9 protein-coding genes are annotated in these 15,175 nt (G+C 73.5%); all 9 read left to right on the forward strand.

Annotated features, from left to right (window positions below; genetic code table 11):
- Positions 1-36 precede the first annotated feature (36 nt).
- The 9 genes from ACWGQ1_RS13460 to ACWGQ1_RS13500 are packed head-to-tail and all read left to right on the forward strand — an operon-like array spanning position 37 to position 15,112.
- Positions 37-1,008: an AAA family ATPase gene (locus ACWGQ1_RS13460; RefSeq protein ID WP_136030098.1), complete on the forward strand. Its 972-nt coding sequence runs from the start codon at positions 37-39 to the stop codon at positions 1,006-1,008.
- On the forward strand, positions 1,008-2,270 hold the full coding sequence (locus tag ACWGQ1_RS13465; protein WP_452313120.1) for a DUF58 domain-containing protein: 1,263 nt from the start codon (positions 1,008-1,010) through the stop codon (positions 2,268-2,270). The genes ACWGQ1_RS13460 and ACWGQ1_RS13465 overlap by 1 nt, the downstream gene beginning before the upstream one ends.
- A complete protein-coding gene (locus ACWGQ1_RS13470; protein WP_452313121.1) occupies positions 2,267-4,678 on the forward strand; it encodes a transglutaminaseTgpA domain-containing protein in 2,412 nt (803 codons plus the stop codon). Before ACWGQ1_RS13465 ends, ACWGQ1_RS13470 begins: the two co-directional genes overlap by 4 nt.
- Positions 4,675-5,985, forward strand: a complete 1,311-nt coding sequence (locus ACWGQ1_RS13475; RefSeq protein ID WP_452313122.1) for an RDD family protein — start codon at positions 4,675-4,677, stop codon at positions 5,983-5,985. Before ACWGQ1_RS13470 ends, ACWGQ1_RS13475 begins: the two co-directional genes overlap by 4 nt.
- Positions 5,982-6,800: a PP2C family protein-serine/threonine phosphatase gene (locus ACWGQ1_RS13480; RefSeq protein WP_136031075.1), complete on the forward strand. Its 819-nt coding sequence runs from the start codon at positions 5,982-5,984 to the stop codon at positions 6,798-6,800. The genes ACWGQ1_RS13475 and ACWGQ1_RS13480 overlap by 4 nt, the downstream gene beginning before the upstream one ends.
- A complete protein-coding gene (locus ACWGQ1_RS13485) occupies positions 6,800-8,221 on the forward strand; it encodes an FHA domain-containing protein (RefSeq protein WP_452313123.1) in 1,422 nt (473 codons plus the stop codon). The genes ACWGQ1_RS13480 and ACWGQ1_RS13485 overlap by 1 nt, the downstream gene beginning before the upstream one ends.
- Positions 8,218-9,921: a protein kinase domain-containing protein gene (locus ACWGQ1_RS13490; protein WP_452313124.1), complete on the forward strand. Its 1,704-nt coding sequence runs from the start codon at positions 8,218-8,220 to the stop codon at positions 9,919-9,921. The genes ACWGQ1_RS13485 and ACWGQ1_RS13490 overlap by 4 nt, the downstream gene beginning before the upstream one ends.
- Before the next feature lie 5 nt (positions 9,922-9,926).
- Positions 9,927-10,643: a hypothetical protein gene (locus tag ACWGQ1_RS13495; protein WP_372490605.1), complete on the forward strand. Its 717-nt coding sequence runs from the start codon at positions 9,927-9,929 to the stop codon at positions 10,641-10,643.
- On the forward strand, positions 10,640-15,112 hold the full coding sequence (locus tag ACWGQ1_RS13500; protein WP_452313125.1) for an FtsK/SpoIIIE domain-containing protein: 4,473 nt from the start codon (positions 10,640-10,642) through the stop codon (positions 15,110-15,112). Before ACWGQ1_RS13495 ends, ACWGQ1_RS13500 begins: the two co-directional genes overlap by 4 nt.
- The last annotated feature ends 63 nt before the right edge of the window (positions 15,113-15,175 follow it).

Genomic DNA, 15,175 nt, shown 5'->3' on the forward strand with positions numbered 1-15,175 from the left:
GGGCGCCCCTTCCCCCGAGAGAGCACAGGACAACCCATGACAATGACCCCCGAGCAGGCCGCCTGGTTCCACGGCACCTTCACGCGCCTGGTGGAGAACGTCGACAAGGCGGTGCAGGGCAAGCGCGAGATCGTCGGGCTCGTGCTCGCCTCGATGCTGGCCGAGGGCCACGTGCTGCTGGAGGATGCCCCCGGCACCGGCAAGACGAGCCTCGCGAAGGCGCTCGCCGCGACCGTGCAGGGCACCAGTGCGCGCATCCAGTTCACGCCCGACCTGCTGCCCTCCGACGTGACCGGTGTGACGATCTACGACCAGCAGTCGCACCGCTTCGAGTTCCACAAGGGCCCGATCTTCGCGTCGATCGTGCTCGCCGACGAGATCAACCGCGCCTCGCCGAAGACGCAGTCCGCGCTGCTGGAGGTCATGGAGGAGTCGCGGGTCACGGTCGACGGCGTGACGCACGAGACGGGCCGCCCGTTCCTCGTGATCGCCACGCAGAACCCGGTCGAGCAGGCGGGAACGTACAAGCTGCCGGAGGCGCAGCTCGACCGCTTCCTGATCAAGACCTCGATCGGATACCCCGACCTCGCGGTGACCGAGAGCATCCTCGCCGGGGCGTCGGACCGCAACCCGTCGGCCGGGCTGTCGGCCATCATCACCACGAGCGCTGTGGCCGACATGGCCGACCTGGCCGCGACCGTGCACGTCGAGCCCGCGGTGCTGCGCTACGTGGCCGAGCTCGCCGAGGCCACCCGTGCCGACGGCGCGATCCGGCTCGGCGTCTCGGTGCGCGGTGCGATCGCGATGGTCCGCATCGCCAAGGTGTGGGCGGCGGCGCAGGGCCGGCACTACGTGCTGCCCGACGACATCAAGGCGCTCGCCCGCCCCGTGTGGCAGCACCGTCTGCTGCTCGACGCCGAGGCCGAGTTCGCCGGCACCAGCAGCGACACCGTGATCGCCCGCGTGCTCGACGGCGTCGCAGCCCCCCAGGCCCGAGCGGCGGCCTGATGACGGCGGAGGCTCTGCAGGCGCCGCCCGCGCCGACCGACCGCGACGCCAGCTGGCGGGACATCGCGGCGGTCCTCGGCGCGCGCGCCCTGTCGCGCCTCCGCCTCATGGCCGCGGCCGTGCGCCCTCTGGCGTGGGTGCTGATGGGCCTCGCCGTCGGGTTCTGGATCCTTGGGCAGGTCGCGGGGTGGGCGGAGTTCACGATCGCCGCGGTCGTGATCGCGATGGCCGTCGCCGTGTGCGCGCTGTTCCTGATCGGTCGCACGGCCTACGACGTCTCGCTCGACCTCGCCCGCACCCGCGTCGTGGTGGGGGAGCGGGCCGTGGGCGCCCTCACGCTCGCGAACCGGGGCTCGCGCGCCATCCTCCCGTCGCGCGTGGTGCTGCCCGTCGGCTCCGGCCGCGGCGAGTTCGGCATCCAGCGCCTCGCACCGGGCGAGGAGGCGGAGGAGCTGTTCGCGATCCCCACGCACAAGCGCGGCGTGGTGAAGGTCGGCCCGGTGAGCGTGGTGCGCGGCGACCCGCTCGGCCTGTTCGAGCGTGCGCACCGCCGCGACGAGCCGGTCGACCTGTTCGTGCACCCCCGCACGGTGCTGTTCGACGGGCAGTCGCTCGGCTACCTGCGCGACCTGGAGGGCCTGCCCGCCGCCGACCTGTCGCGCGACGACGTGTCGTTCCACGCGCTGCTGGAGTATCAGCCGGGCGACGACCTGCGCCACGTGCACTGGCGCTCCACGGCCCGCACCGGCACCATGATGGTGCGCCAGTACGAGGAGACGCGCCGCTCGCACTTCGTGATCGGGTTGTCGCGCTCGACGGCGGAGTACGCGACCGACGACGACTTCGAGCTGGCGATCTCGGCGGCGGGATCGATCGGCCTGCGGGCGCTGCGCGACTCGCAACGCGTCGACATGCGCGTGCAGGGGCGCGAGCTCCCCTCCGGCACCGGCAAGCAGCTGCTCGACTCGCTCTCGGCCGTCGAGGGCAGCAAGCCCAAGGAGGGCGGCATCGCCGAGCTCGCGGGGGTGGTCGCGGCGACCATGCCGCTCGCGAGCGTGGTGGTGCTCGTGTGCGGGTCGCGCGTGCGCGCGGACGACCTGCGGCTCGCCTGCTCGCGCCTGCCGTTCGGCGCCCGCGTGCTCGCCGTCGTCGCCGACACCTCGGTGGACACCCCGGCGCTGCGCCGCATCGGCGACGCCGACGTGGTGACGGTCGGCGCGCTGGCACAGATCCCCCTCGCCCTGCAGAAGGTGCTCGCATGACCGCGCCCGCCACCGCCGCCCCCGCCCCGGTCGCGCTCCCGCTGCGCCGCTGGATCCTCGACCTCGGGGCGACCGCGCTGCTGTTGCTCACGGCGCTCGTCGGCTTCTGGCCCACGTTCGCCGGGCCCTCGTTCCTGCCCGCCGTGGTCGGCGGGGTCGTGCTGGGCCTCGCGATCGCGGCCGTGTCGGCGTGGCGCCGCTGGGGCATCCTGATCGTCGCGGGCCTCACGGTCGCGGCGTACTTCGTGTTCGGCGGGGCCCTCGCGCTTCCGCACACGGCACTGCTCGGGGTGGTGCCGTCGCTGGAGACGCTGCAGAAGCTCGCGCTCGGCACCGTCACATCGTGGAAGCAGCTGCTCACGACGGTCGCCCCGGTCGCGGCCGCCGACGGGCACCTGGTGGCACCGTTCCTGCTGGCGCTGGTGACCACGACCCTCACGGCCTCGCTCGCGCTGCGGCTGCGGTCGGTCGCGTGGGCGCTGATCCCGGCCGGCGTGCTGCTGATGCTGGTGATCGCGCTCGGCACGCCCGAACCGGCGTTCCCGCTCGTGCAGGGCCTGGTGTTCGCGCTGGTCAGCATGGCCTGGCTGGCGCTGCGGCAGCTGTGGGCGCCGCAGAACATGGCCGTGTCGGTGAGCGAGGTCGACCCCGCCCGTGCCGCGCACATGCGGATGCGGCGGCTGCTGGCCGGTGTCGCCGTGCTCGCGGTGGCCGGCGGGGCGGGCGTGGCCACGAGCGCCCTCGCCGCGCCCGCGCAGCCGCGGCACGTGTTCCGCGACGTGATCATCCCGCCGTTCGACATCCGCGACTACCCCAGCCCGCTGCAGGCGTTCCGCAAGAACGTGCGCGACGAGGCCGACGAGACGCTGTTCACGGTGCAGGGGCTGCCCAAGGGCGCCCGCATCCGCACGGCCGTGATGGACCAGTTCGACGGCATGGTCTACAACGTCACCGACGGCGGGCCCACGTCGTCGAGCGCCTTCGCCCCGCTGCGCTCGGCCATGGCGCCCGAGGCGGAGGGCATCCCGGTGACGCTCAAGATCGCGATCGACGGCTACCGCGGGGTGTGGATGCCCACGGCCGGGCAGCTCGACGAGATCCGGTTCGACGGCGACCGCGCGGAGGACCTGCGCCGCGGCACCTACGTCAACACCTCGACCGGGACCGCGGTCGCCACCCCGACGCTGGAGAAGGGCGACGAGTACGCCGTCGACGCCGTGATCCCGACGCAGCCCGACGACGAGCAGCTCGCCGAGGTGCCGTTCGGCCGCGTGACCATGCCGAAGCCCAGCAACGTGCCCGAGGAGCTCACCGCGCTCGCGGCCGAGACCGTGTCGGGGGCGGAGAGCCCGATCGAGCAGGTGCGGGCGCTGGAGAACTTCCTCTCCGAGGGCGGCTTCTTCAGCCACGGCCTGGAGGGCGAGGTGCTGTCGCGGGCCGGTCACACGGCCGAGCGCATCTCGACGCTCATCGGCGGCGAGCAGATGATCGGCGACGACGAGCAGTACGCGGTGGCGATGGCGCTGCTGGCCGGACAGCTCGACATCCCGGCGCGCGTCGTGATGGGGTACTACCCCGACGAGGAGCAGGCGGGCGAGGCCGTGTTCGAGGCGACCGGCGACACCGTGCACGCCTGGGTCGAGGTGAACTTCGACGGGATCGGGTGGGTGACGTTCAACCCCACGCCGCCCGAGGACCAGGTGCCGAACGACCAGAACACCAAGCCGCGCGTCGACCCGAAGCCGCAGGTGCTGCAGCCGCCGCCCCCGCCGCAGGAGCCGGTCGACCTGCCGCCGACCCTGCCGGACGACCGCGAGTCGGAGGACGAGAGCCTCAACCTCGCGGGCATCATCGGCGCGATCCTGCTGATCGGCGGGATCTCACTGGCCGTGATCGCGCTGCTCATGTCGCCGTTCATCGTGATCGGGGCGTGGAAGGCCGCGAGGCGCCGGGCGCGGCGATCGGCCGCGCGCACCGCCGACCGCATCAGCGGCGGATGGGATGAGCTCACCGACCGCGCGGTCGACTACGGCGCGCGGCTCGCCCCGGGCGGCACCCGCGGCGAGGAGGCGGCCGTGGTCGCGTCGACGCTGACGGTGCCGCAGGTCACGACCCTCGCCGAGCGCGCCGACGCCGAGGTGTTCGGGCCGACGGAGCCGACGGCGCAGGACGTGGACGCCTTCTGGAGCGAGGTCGACGAGATCGTCGGCGGCCTCGGCGAGCAGGCCGGGTTCTGGAAGCGCGTCAAGGCACGGCTGAGCCTGCGCTCGCTGCTCGGCGGCACCGCGGTGTCGCAGGGCTTCCAGAGTCTGAAGGAGGCGGCGGCCGCGCGCGTGCGCCGCGAACCTGGCACCATCAAGAGCAACGACGAGACGCCCCCGCCGTCGACCGAGAGTGAGACCCCATGACGCCGCCCGCGCTCACGCAGATCGCGCCGATCTCCCGCCGGGTGATCGCCTACGTCATCGACGCCGCGATCGCGGCGGGCCTCGGCATCCTGCTCGGCGGCGGTCTGCTGGTGGCCACCTCGCTGTCGGGCGGCCTGGAGGCCTCGCTCCTGACGCTGCTGATCGGCGGCCCGATCGTGAGCCTCGTGCTGCTGGCGTGGTTCGTCGTCTACACCGTGATGCAGGCCGGAAAGGGCTCGATCGGCATGCGCGCACAGGGTCTGCGCCTGGCCACCGCGGCGGACGGTGCCCCGCTGCGCTTCGGTCGTGCCCTGCTGCGCAACATCGTCTTCGGTCTGGCCGGTGCGATCGTGGTGGGCTACTTCAGCCCGCTGTTCGACGGCTCCGGACGCTTCCAGGGCTGGCATGACAAAGCCGTCGGGTCGCTGATGCTCGACGCGCGGGTCGCGGCACCCGAGCCCGAGCCGGAGCCGGAGCCCGTGGTCGAGGCCCCGCCGCTGCTGCCCGCCCCGTCGTTCGAGCGGCTGCCCCCGGCACCCATGCCCGGGTTCGCGCCCGCCGGTGCCCCCGCAGCACCCGAGCCCGCGGTGTCGGCGGTTTCGGCCGTGGAGCCGGTGACGCCCGCGGCACCCGCGCCCGCTCTTCCCGCGCAGGACTCCGGGATGATCGCGTACGTCCCCGGCATCACGCAGGACTCCCGCCCCGCGCGGCCTGCGGCACCGGCGGCTGCGGCTCCTGCGGCTCCGGTGGCGCCTCCGGCTGCGGCTCCGGTGGCGCCTACGGCTCCCGCGGCGGCGACTCCGGCGGCGGCTCCCGCCCCGACGGCCCCTCCGGCTCCGGTCACGTCGGCAACCGGCACCCCGACCCCACCCGCCCCCGCATCCGCGCCCGCCGCATCCGCGCCCGCCGCGCCCGCCGCGCCTGCCCCTGCCGTCGTCGCGCCCGCGACCGACGACCTGGAGGAGACGCGCATCAGCATCCCCGGGCACCGGCTGGTCTTCACGTGGGACGACGGCACCCGCGTCCCGGTCTCGCGGCGCACCGTGTTCGGCCGCAACCCCGCGGTCGAGGAGGGCGCGGTGATCGTGCCCGTGCGCGACGAGACGCTGTCGCTGTCGAAGACGCACTTCGAGGCCGCGTCCGAGGCCTCGGGTGGCTGGGTGCTCGACCGGCACTCCACGAACGGCCTCACGATCGTGCGCGACGGTCAGCGCATCGCGTGCCCGGCCGGCCAGCGCGTGCCGATCCGGCTCGGCGATGTGATCGAGATCGGCGACCGCGTGGTGATGGTCGGAGGTTACGCATGACCGCCCCGCTCGTCGTGTCCACGGGGGCTGCGACCCACTCGGGTCTGCGCCGCCCGCTCAACGAAGACGCCTACATGGCTAGCTCCCCCCTGTTCCTGGTCGCCGACGGCATGGGCGGCCACGAGGCGGGGGAGCGCGCGAGCGCCGCGGTGATCGACGAGTTCGCGCGCTTCATCGGTCGCACCGACCTGGAGCTCGACGACCTGCTCGAGGCGCTGGCGCGGGCGCGCACGGCGGTCGAGGAGCTGTCCACGACCGGCAACGGCCGCGCGGGCACCACTCTCAGCGGCGTGGTCGTCGCCTCGGTCGAGGGCATGGGCTACTGGCTCACGGTCAACATCGGCGACTCGCGCACCTACCGCTTCGCGGACGGCGAGCTGGAGCAGATCAGCGTCGACCACTCGGTGGTGCAGGAGCTCATCGAGTCGGGCGAGCTGACGATCGAAGAGGCCGCGCACGACCGCCGCCGCAACATCATCACGCGCGCGATCGGCGCGAGCAGCACGGGCGACGCGGACTACTGGCTGTTCCCGGCCGAGCTCGGCGACCGCATGCTCATCTGCTCCGACGGGCTCACGACCGAGGTGCCCGACGCCCGCATCACCCAGATCCTCGGCGCGGAGCCTGATCCGCAGCGCGCCGCCGACCTCCTGGTCGACGAGGCCGTGCAGGCCGGTGGCCGGGACAACATCACCGTGGTCGTCGTCGACGCGGTGTCGGTCGCGTCGCGACCGGGCACGCTGCTGCTGTCCGACGACACCGACATCGACGCCGACACGCGCCCGCGCGAGGCCGCAGCAGGAGGGGTTCGCTGATGCAGACGATCTACCGACCGGGACCGTGGTACCTGATCGTGATCCCCGGCGCCCTGGTGGCGCTGCCGCCCGACGTGCCCGGCGCGACCGTGACGACGCTCTGGGAGCGCCTGCCCGCGGAGCGCAGCCTCGCCACGGTCATCGACGTGCTCACGACGCAGGCCGGCGGTTCGTTCTCCGCGATGCCGCCGTTCGTCGCGGCCGTGCTGGAGGGGTCCGACGCCCGCGTGGCCGTGCGCGGTGCCCTCACGGTGCGCGTGACCGGCGCGGACAGCGAGACCGCGTCGTTCTCCGGCGCCGACGTGACCACGTGGAGCGAGCGGTTCGTCCCCGGTGCGTCGGCGGTCGAGATCACGGTGGACGACGACGACGCCGGCACCGCCCTGCCCGTGCACACCGGGATCGTCCTGGCCGCCGCGGTCAGCGCCGAGCTGGAGCCGGCCGACGCCGAGGCCCTCGGGGGCTCCGCGGGTCCGGCACCCGTGCTCGCCGAGGCGCCGCGCCCCGCCGCCTCCGCCGTACCGTCCGGCACCCCGGCCGCCCCGGCCGCCCCGGTCGCGGGCACCGCGGTGCCGCTCCCGCCGCCGCCGTCCGGCCTTCCGGTACCCGGGGGCTTCGCGTCGGAGGATGCCGCGGCCGACGCCGCTGCGGTGGCCGCCGCCGACGAGGGCCCCACCGCGGCCGACGAGCCGCACGAGGCCGAGCAGCCCCCCGCGACCGCAGACGACGCCGCGACCACCGACGACGCCGCGACCTCCGACGACGCAGCGACGACCGACGACGCCGGCCCCGCCGACGACGCGGCGCCCGATGCGACGCTCGTGCCCACCGAGGCCACGCTCGCGCCGCCCGTGGACGAGTTCGACCACCTGTGGGGCGCGACCGTGCACACGCCGATCGAGGCCGCCGCGGTGCGTCCGAGCGAGGAGCCCGAGTCCGCTCCGGTCCCGCCGCCCGACGCGGGCGACCACGACGGCTCCACCATCTCCGCCGCCGAGCTGCGCGACCTGCGGCAGCAGCCCGCGGCGGCGCCCGACGCCCCCACCGAGGTCATCCCGGTCGCCGCGCCCGCCGCGGTGTCGACCGGACGCATCCGCGTCTCGACCGGACAGGTGGTCACGCTCGACCGCACGGTCATCATCGGCCGTCGCCCGCGCTCGACCAGGGCCAGCGGGGCGAACATGCCGCACCTGATCGCGGTCGAGAGCCCGCAGCAGGACATCTCGCGCAGCCACCTCGAGGTGCGTCCCGAGGGCGACACCGTGGTGGTCATCGACCTGCACACGACGAACGGCTCGACGCTGCTGCGCCCCGGTGCCGACCCGGTGCGGCTGCACCCCGGCGAGCAGACGCTCGTGCTGTCCGGCGACGTGGTGGACCTCGGTGACGGCGTGACCGTCGCGTTCGAGGACCTGCCGTGAGTCGTCGCCCCTCCCCGCCGCCCGCCCTGCCCGGCTTCACCTATGTGGAGCCGCTGGGCACGGGCGGCTTCGCCGACGTCTTCCTGTACGAGCAGGAGATGCCGCGGCGCCGGGTCGCGGTGAAGGTGCTGCTCGCCGACCGCATCTCCAGCGGGGCGGCGCAGGAGTTCGCCGACGAGGCGAACGTGATGGCGATGCTGTCCACGCACCCCGCGATCGTCACGATCTATCAGGCGGGTGTCGCGGGCGACGGGCGCCCGTACCTGGTGATGGAGTACTGCCCGCGGCCGAACCTGCAGCTGCGCTCGCGCAAGGAGCCGTTCTCGGTGGCCGAGGCGCTGCGCGTCGGCGTCCAGGTCGCGGGGGCCGTGGAGACCGCGCATCGTGCGGGCGTGCTGCACCGCGACATCAAGCCGGCGAACATCCTCGTCACGGAGTACAACCGTCCGGCCCTGACCGACTTCGGCATCGCGTCCACCACGGGCGCGACGGGCGAGGCGTCGGGCATGTCGATCCCGTGGTCGCCGCCGGAGTCGTTCGCCGAGCCGCCGCAGAGCGGACCGCGCACCGACGTGTGGGCGCTGGGTGCCACGCTGTACACGCTGCTCGCGGGGCGTTCGCCGTTCGAGCGCCCGGGGGAGCGCAACTCCAGCGCCGACCTGATCGAGCGCATCGAACGGGCGGCGCTGCCCCCGCTCGGCCGTCCCGACTCGCCCGAGAGCCTGCAGCGGCTGCTGGAGCGGGCGATGGCCAAGAACCCCGACGACCGCTTCCCGAGCGCGGTCGCCTTCGCCCGGGCGCTGCAGAAGGTGCAGATCGAGCTGTCGCACTCGGTCACGCCGATCGACATCGTCGACGACCACCCGCCCGCGGAAGACCTGGAGGACGACAACGACGGCCTGACCCGGGTGCGGGAGATCGTCAGCATCGACCCCGGCATGTCCACCTCGACGCGGCCGTCCGCGGCCACGCAGCCCAAGGGTCCGTCGGTCGTGGTGCCCGACGCCCCGCGGTTCGACTCCCCGCCGCGTCCGGAGCCCGACGTGGAGCAGACGCAGCGTCGCGACACCGCCGCGACCTCCGCCGCTGCACCCGCCGCCGGCGCCCCCGCCGCCGCGGCCTCCGCCCCCTCGAGCCCCGCCGCGCCCGGCCCCGACCGCGACGACCGCACGATCCTGCGGCCGCCGCAGGTCGTGCAGCCCGAGGCCCCCGCGCCCGTGCGCGCTCCCGAGCCGGCCGCTCCGGCCGTCCAGGCCCCGGCCGACGCGGAGCCGTCCGCCCCGCGGTCGCGCCGCGGGCTGTGGATCGGGCTCGCCGCGGCCGCGGTGGTCGTGGTCGTCGGCGGCATCGTGGGCCTCAACGTGCTGGTGTCCGGCCTCACGCCCGACCCGGCGCCGGAGAGCACCGAGTCCGCGGTCGACCCGCAGGACCCGGTGTCCGACGCGGTGCCCAAGGTCACCGAGCTCGCGGGCACCCGGGCCGGGGAGCAGGTCACGTTCACGTGGCAGAACCCCGACCCGCAGGAGGACGACAGCTTCATCTGGACCGAGACCGGCAGCGCGGCCGATGGAGCCGTGAAGCAGGTGGCGGAGCCGACCGTTACGTTCGCCCCGGCGTCGGCCGGCGAGGTGTGCATCGAGGTCATGCTGCGCCGCGGCGACGGCAGGGCGTCCGAGCCCGTGACGGGGTGCGTGGAGTGAGCGCGGTGGCGGGGGTCACGGTCGAGTTCGCGGGCGAGTACTACCCGATCGACCACGGGAACCGGTTCGTGGTCGGGCGCGAGGGCGACCTGGCCCTCGACGACAACCTGTTCCTGCACCGGCACTTCCTGGAGATCAGCGAGGGCGACGGCCTGTGGTGGCTGACGAACATCGGCACCCGCCTCACCGCCACCGTCACCGACTCGGCCGGCGGTGTGCAGGCGTGGCTCGCGCCGGGGGCGCGGCTGCCGCTCGTGTTCGAGACCACCACGGTGGTCTTCAGCGCGGGACCGACCACGTACGAGCTGGTGCTGCACGCCGCGGAGCCCGCGTTCCGTGCCACCAAGCGCGACTACGACGACGACGGCATGTCCACGATCGGCGACGTGCCGCTCACGCTGAGCCAGAAGCTGCTGATCCTGGCGCTCGCCGAGCCGCAGCTGCGTCGCGACGGCACGGGCATGAGCGAGATCCCGTCGTCGGCCAAGGCGGCCGAGCGGCTCGGGTGGACGGTCACGCGGTTCAACCGCAAGCTCGACAACGTGTGCGACAAGTTCGACCGCGTCGGCGTGCCAGGCATGCGCGGCGGTCAGCGCAGCTTCGCGACCAACCGCCGTGCGCGTCTGGTGGAGCACGTGATCGCGTCGCGTCTCGTCACGAAGGACGACCTCCCGCTGCTGGACGCCCCGCAGCCGAGCGAGGCAGAGGGAGACAACGAGTGAAGGTACGGCTGACCCTGCTGCGTCAGGGCGCGGCATCCAGCGACATCGAGGTCACGGCGGAGAGCACGGCGACGATCGGCGAGATCGCTGCGATGATCGTGCGCGCCGATCCGCTGGGCTCCTTCGCGCACGCCGACCCGGCCGCCGTGACCCTGGAGGCGTACAGCTCGGTGGTGTCGGGGGCGGGCGACCTGCTCGCGCCGGAGTCCACGTTCGCGCACGTCGGGCTGGCGCACGGCGCCACGGTCCGTGTGGTCCCCGCGTCGTACGAGCAGCGTCCCGTGGTCGGCCGCATGGAGGTCGGTGCGGGCCCGGGTGCGCGCTCGATCGCGCTGACCCGCGGCACGATCGTGCTCGGTCGCGACGAGTCGTGCGACGTGGTGATCGACGATCCGCTGGTGTCGAAGAAGCACGCGCGACTGGAGATCGGCGACCGTGTCGAGCTGATCGACCTGAACTCCGCGAACGGCATCCTCGTCGACGGCGCCTCGGTCGTGCGCCTGGTGGCGGCGGAGGGCGAGCTGTCGGTCGTGCTGGGCGACACCCCCGTGCGCGTCAAGGTCGAGGCGGGTGCCACGACGCCGTCGCCCGCGGAGGCCTCCATCCGCCAGGTCGAGTTCGTGCGCTCGCCGCGCGTCGAGGAGCGGTACCTGGGCGAGGAGCTCGACGGCACCGACCTCCCCGTGCCCGCCCGCAAGCAGCCGTTCCCGCTGCTGACGCTCGTCGCCCCGCTGCTCATGGGCGGCGCGATGTACGCGTTCACGCAGAACCTGCTGTCGATCATGTTCGTGGCGCTGTCGCCGCTGCTGATGATCGGCACGTGGCTCACCACGAAGAACCAGCAGAAGCGCGAGCTGGAAGAGGACAAGAAGCGCTTCGAGGAGCAGCTGGAGCGCCTGGACGCGCGGCTGCAGAGCGAGCGCGACCGGGAGATCGACGTGCGCCGCCGCGAGGTGCCGCTGCTGCGCGAGATCAGCGACGCCGCGCTCACCGCCGGTCCGCTGGTGTGGACGCGCCGCACCGAGCACTGGTCGTTCCTGCACGTGCGACTCGGGATCGGCGACACCGCCTCGCGCAGCTCGGTGAAAGACTCCAACGGCCGCGACCGCGCGATCCCGGAGTACGTCGACCGCCTGGACGCGGTCGTCGAGGCGACCAGGATCGTGCCGCAGGTGCCGATCCTGGAGGACCTGACCGACGTCGGCGCGCTCGGCATCGCGGGCCTCGGCGGCCGCTCGACCGGATACGCCAGGGCCCTGCTCGCGCAGCTCGCCGGGCTGCACGCCCCCGCCGATGTCGGGGTGGTGGGCCTGTGGGGTCCGCGCTGGGGCGCTCAGCTGGCCGATGCGAAGTGGCTGCCGCACGCGTGGTCGGCGCAGGCCGTGCTGGGTGTGCAGCCGATCGGCGACGGTCCCACCTCCGCGGGGCAGATCGTCGCGCGCCTGGAGGAGCTGATCGCGCAGCGCTCGACCCGCAGCGGCGACGCGGTGGAGCTCGGGGCGCTGGAGGCCGAGAAGGCCGCGACGAACAGCGGCTCGAAGGTCGGCGAGGATTCCCGCAGCCGTCATGACGCGGTGCCCAAGCCCGCGATCGTCGTGCTGATCGCCCCGGACGCCCCGGTCGACCGCGGCCGCCTGATCCAGCTGTCCGAGCGTGCGGCCACCCGCGGCATCTTCCCGGTCTGGCTCACGGAGGACGCGGCCGCCCTGCCCGCGTCGTGCCGCACGTTCGTCGAGCTCGGGTCGACCGACAGCGCGCACTTCGTCCGGCTCGGCGAGGTGATCGACGACCTGTCCGTCGACGAGCTCACGCGGGAGCAGTTCGCGGTGTTCGCGCGCGCTCTGGCGCGGCTGACCGACGCGGGCGAGGTCGCCCTGGACCGCAGCGACGTGCCGCGCACGATCTCGATGCTGCACCTGCTCGGCCGCGACATGGCCACGCAGCCGGAGAGCGTGATCGACCGGTGGACGCAGAACGACTCGCTGCACTCCCGGCGCAAGGTCGGCTCCGCGCGCCGGTACCAGCCGAAGCTGCGCGCCCTGGTCGGCGCGGGGGCGGAGGGCGCCCTGCAGCTCGACCTCCGGCAGCAGGGCCCGCACGCGCTCGTGGGCGGGACCACCGGTTCCGGCAAGAGCGAGTTCCTGCAGGCCTGGGTGCTCGGCATGGCGACCGAGTACAGCCCGGAGCGCCTGACGTTCCTCTTCGTGGACTACAAGGGCGGCTCGGCGTTCGCGGACTGCGTGAGCCTGCCGCACTGCGTGGGCATCGTGACCGACTTGAACGAGCACCTGGTGCGCCGCGTGCTGGTCAGCCTCCGCGCCGAGCTGCACTACCGGGAGCACCTGTTCAACCGCAAGAAGGCGAAGGACATCCTGGAGCTGGAGCGCGCGGGCGACCCGCAGGCCCCGCCCGCCCTGGTGCTCGTGATCGACGAGTTCGCGGCGCTGGCGAAGGAGGTGCCGGAGTTCGTCGACGGCGTGATCGACATCGCCCAGCGTGGGCGCTCCCTCGGCATCCACCTCATCATGGCCACGCAGCGTCCGGCCGGTGTCATCAAGGACAACCTGCGCGCGAACACGAACCTCCGGGTCGCGCTGCGCATGGCCGACGAGACCGACAGCAACGACGTGATCGGCACGAAGGACGCGGCGCTGTTCGATCCGGGCACGCCCGGCCGCGGCATCGCGAAGACGGGTCCCGGCCGCATGACGCTGTTCCAGTCGGCGTACTCGGGCGGCTGGAGCCTGGGGGAGGACGACGGCACCGACGTCTCCATCGCCGCGTTCGGCTCGACGGACCAGGGCCCGTGGGAGCTGCCGATCGACGAGAACGCGGTGGTGGTCGACGACGACCTCGGCCCGAACGACCAGCAGCGTCTGGTGAGCACGATGGTGCTCGCGGCGCAGGCCGCGCAGGTCGCGCAGCCGCGGCGTCCGTGGCTCGACGAGCTGGCGCCGACGTTCGACCAGCTCAAGCTGCCGCAGCGCACCGATGCGGCCCTGCTGCTCGGTGTGATCGACGAGCCCGAGCGTCAGGAGCAGGTGCCGTTCCACTTCCTGCCCGACACCGAGGGCCACATGGTCATCTACGGCACCAGCGGCTCCGGCAAGTCTGCGGCCCTGCGGACGCTCGCGGTGTCGGCGGGCATCACGCCGCGCGGCGGACCCGTGCACGTGTACGGTCTCGACTTCGGCTCGGGCGCGCTGCGCATGCTGGAGCCCCTGCCCCACGTGGGTTCGGTCATCTCGGGCGACGACGCCGAGCGGGTCGCCCGGCTGTTCGCGACGCTGCGTCAGGAGCTCGACCGCCGCGGCGACGCGTATTCGGCGGTGGGCGCGGCGACCCTCACCGAGTACCGGCAGCTGTCGGGCAAGAGCGACGAGCCGCGCATCGTGGTGCTGATCGACGGGTTCGCGGCGTTCCGCAACGACTACGAGGCCGTGATCGGCCGCACCGACACGTACAACGCGCTGCAGGAGGTGCTGTCCGACGGCCGTGCGGTCGGCATCCACGTGGTGCTGTCGGCCGACCGGTTCCAGAGCATCCCGAGCGCTCTGAACGCGATGATCCAGCGCCGCGTGGTGCTGCGCATGGCCGACACCGACGCGTACAACATCCTCAACGTGCCCAAGGACGTGCTCACGCCGGAATCGGTGCCGGGGCGCGCGATCGTGGGCGAGAACGAGGCGCAGATCGCGATCATCGGCGGTACGCGCAGCATGAAGGAGCAGTCGCTGGCGATCGAGCGGATGGCCGCGTCGATGTCGCGCCGCGGCGTGCCCGACGCGCCGCCGGTGCGTGCGCTGCCGCTCAGCTACGGGCTGGAGGAGGTGCCGGCGACGGTCGGCGACCAGCTCGTGGTGGGTCTGGCGGACAGCGACCTCGGTCCGTTCGGCATCGAGCCGACCGGCACGTTCGTGATCGCCGGTCCGCCCGCGAGCGGCAAGAGCAACGCGCTGGCCGCGATCACGCAGCAGGCGCTGCGGGCGCGACCGGGCACGCCGACGCTGTTCCTCGGGTCGACCCGCTCCCCGGCGCGCCACGCGGTGTCGTGGACCGCGACGGCGGCGGACGGCATCAGCGGCACCGCGGCCGTGGCCGAGATCGTGGAGAAGGCCGAGCAGGGCCTGAAGCCGGTCGTGGCGGTGGAGGGCGTCGCGGAGTTCGCGTCGTCGCTGCTCGAGATGCCGCTGTCCGACCTGGTCAAGCGCGCGACGCGCGGCGAGCTGCTGCTGCTGTTCACGGGCGACACGAGCGAGTGGACCAGCAACTTCGGGCTGCTCGGCGAGATCAAGCAGGCGCGGCGCGGTGTGGTGCTCCAGCCGGAGACGATCGACGGCGAGCTCGTGCTCAAGGCGCCCCTGCCCCGCATCGGCCGCGGCGAGTTCCCGGTCGGCCGGGCGGTGCTGGCGCAGCGCGGCAAGATCGTGCGGGTGCAGTTCCCGCTCGTGATCCCCGAGACCGTCTGACCCGGCGGCCCTCCGCCGCCCATACGAAAGCCATAGCCCCGCCAGAGGCTCCTGATCATCGGG

This window comes from Microbacterium sp. NPDC055599 (assembly GCF_053618975.1).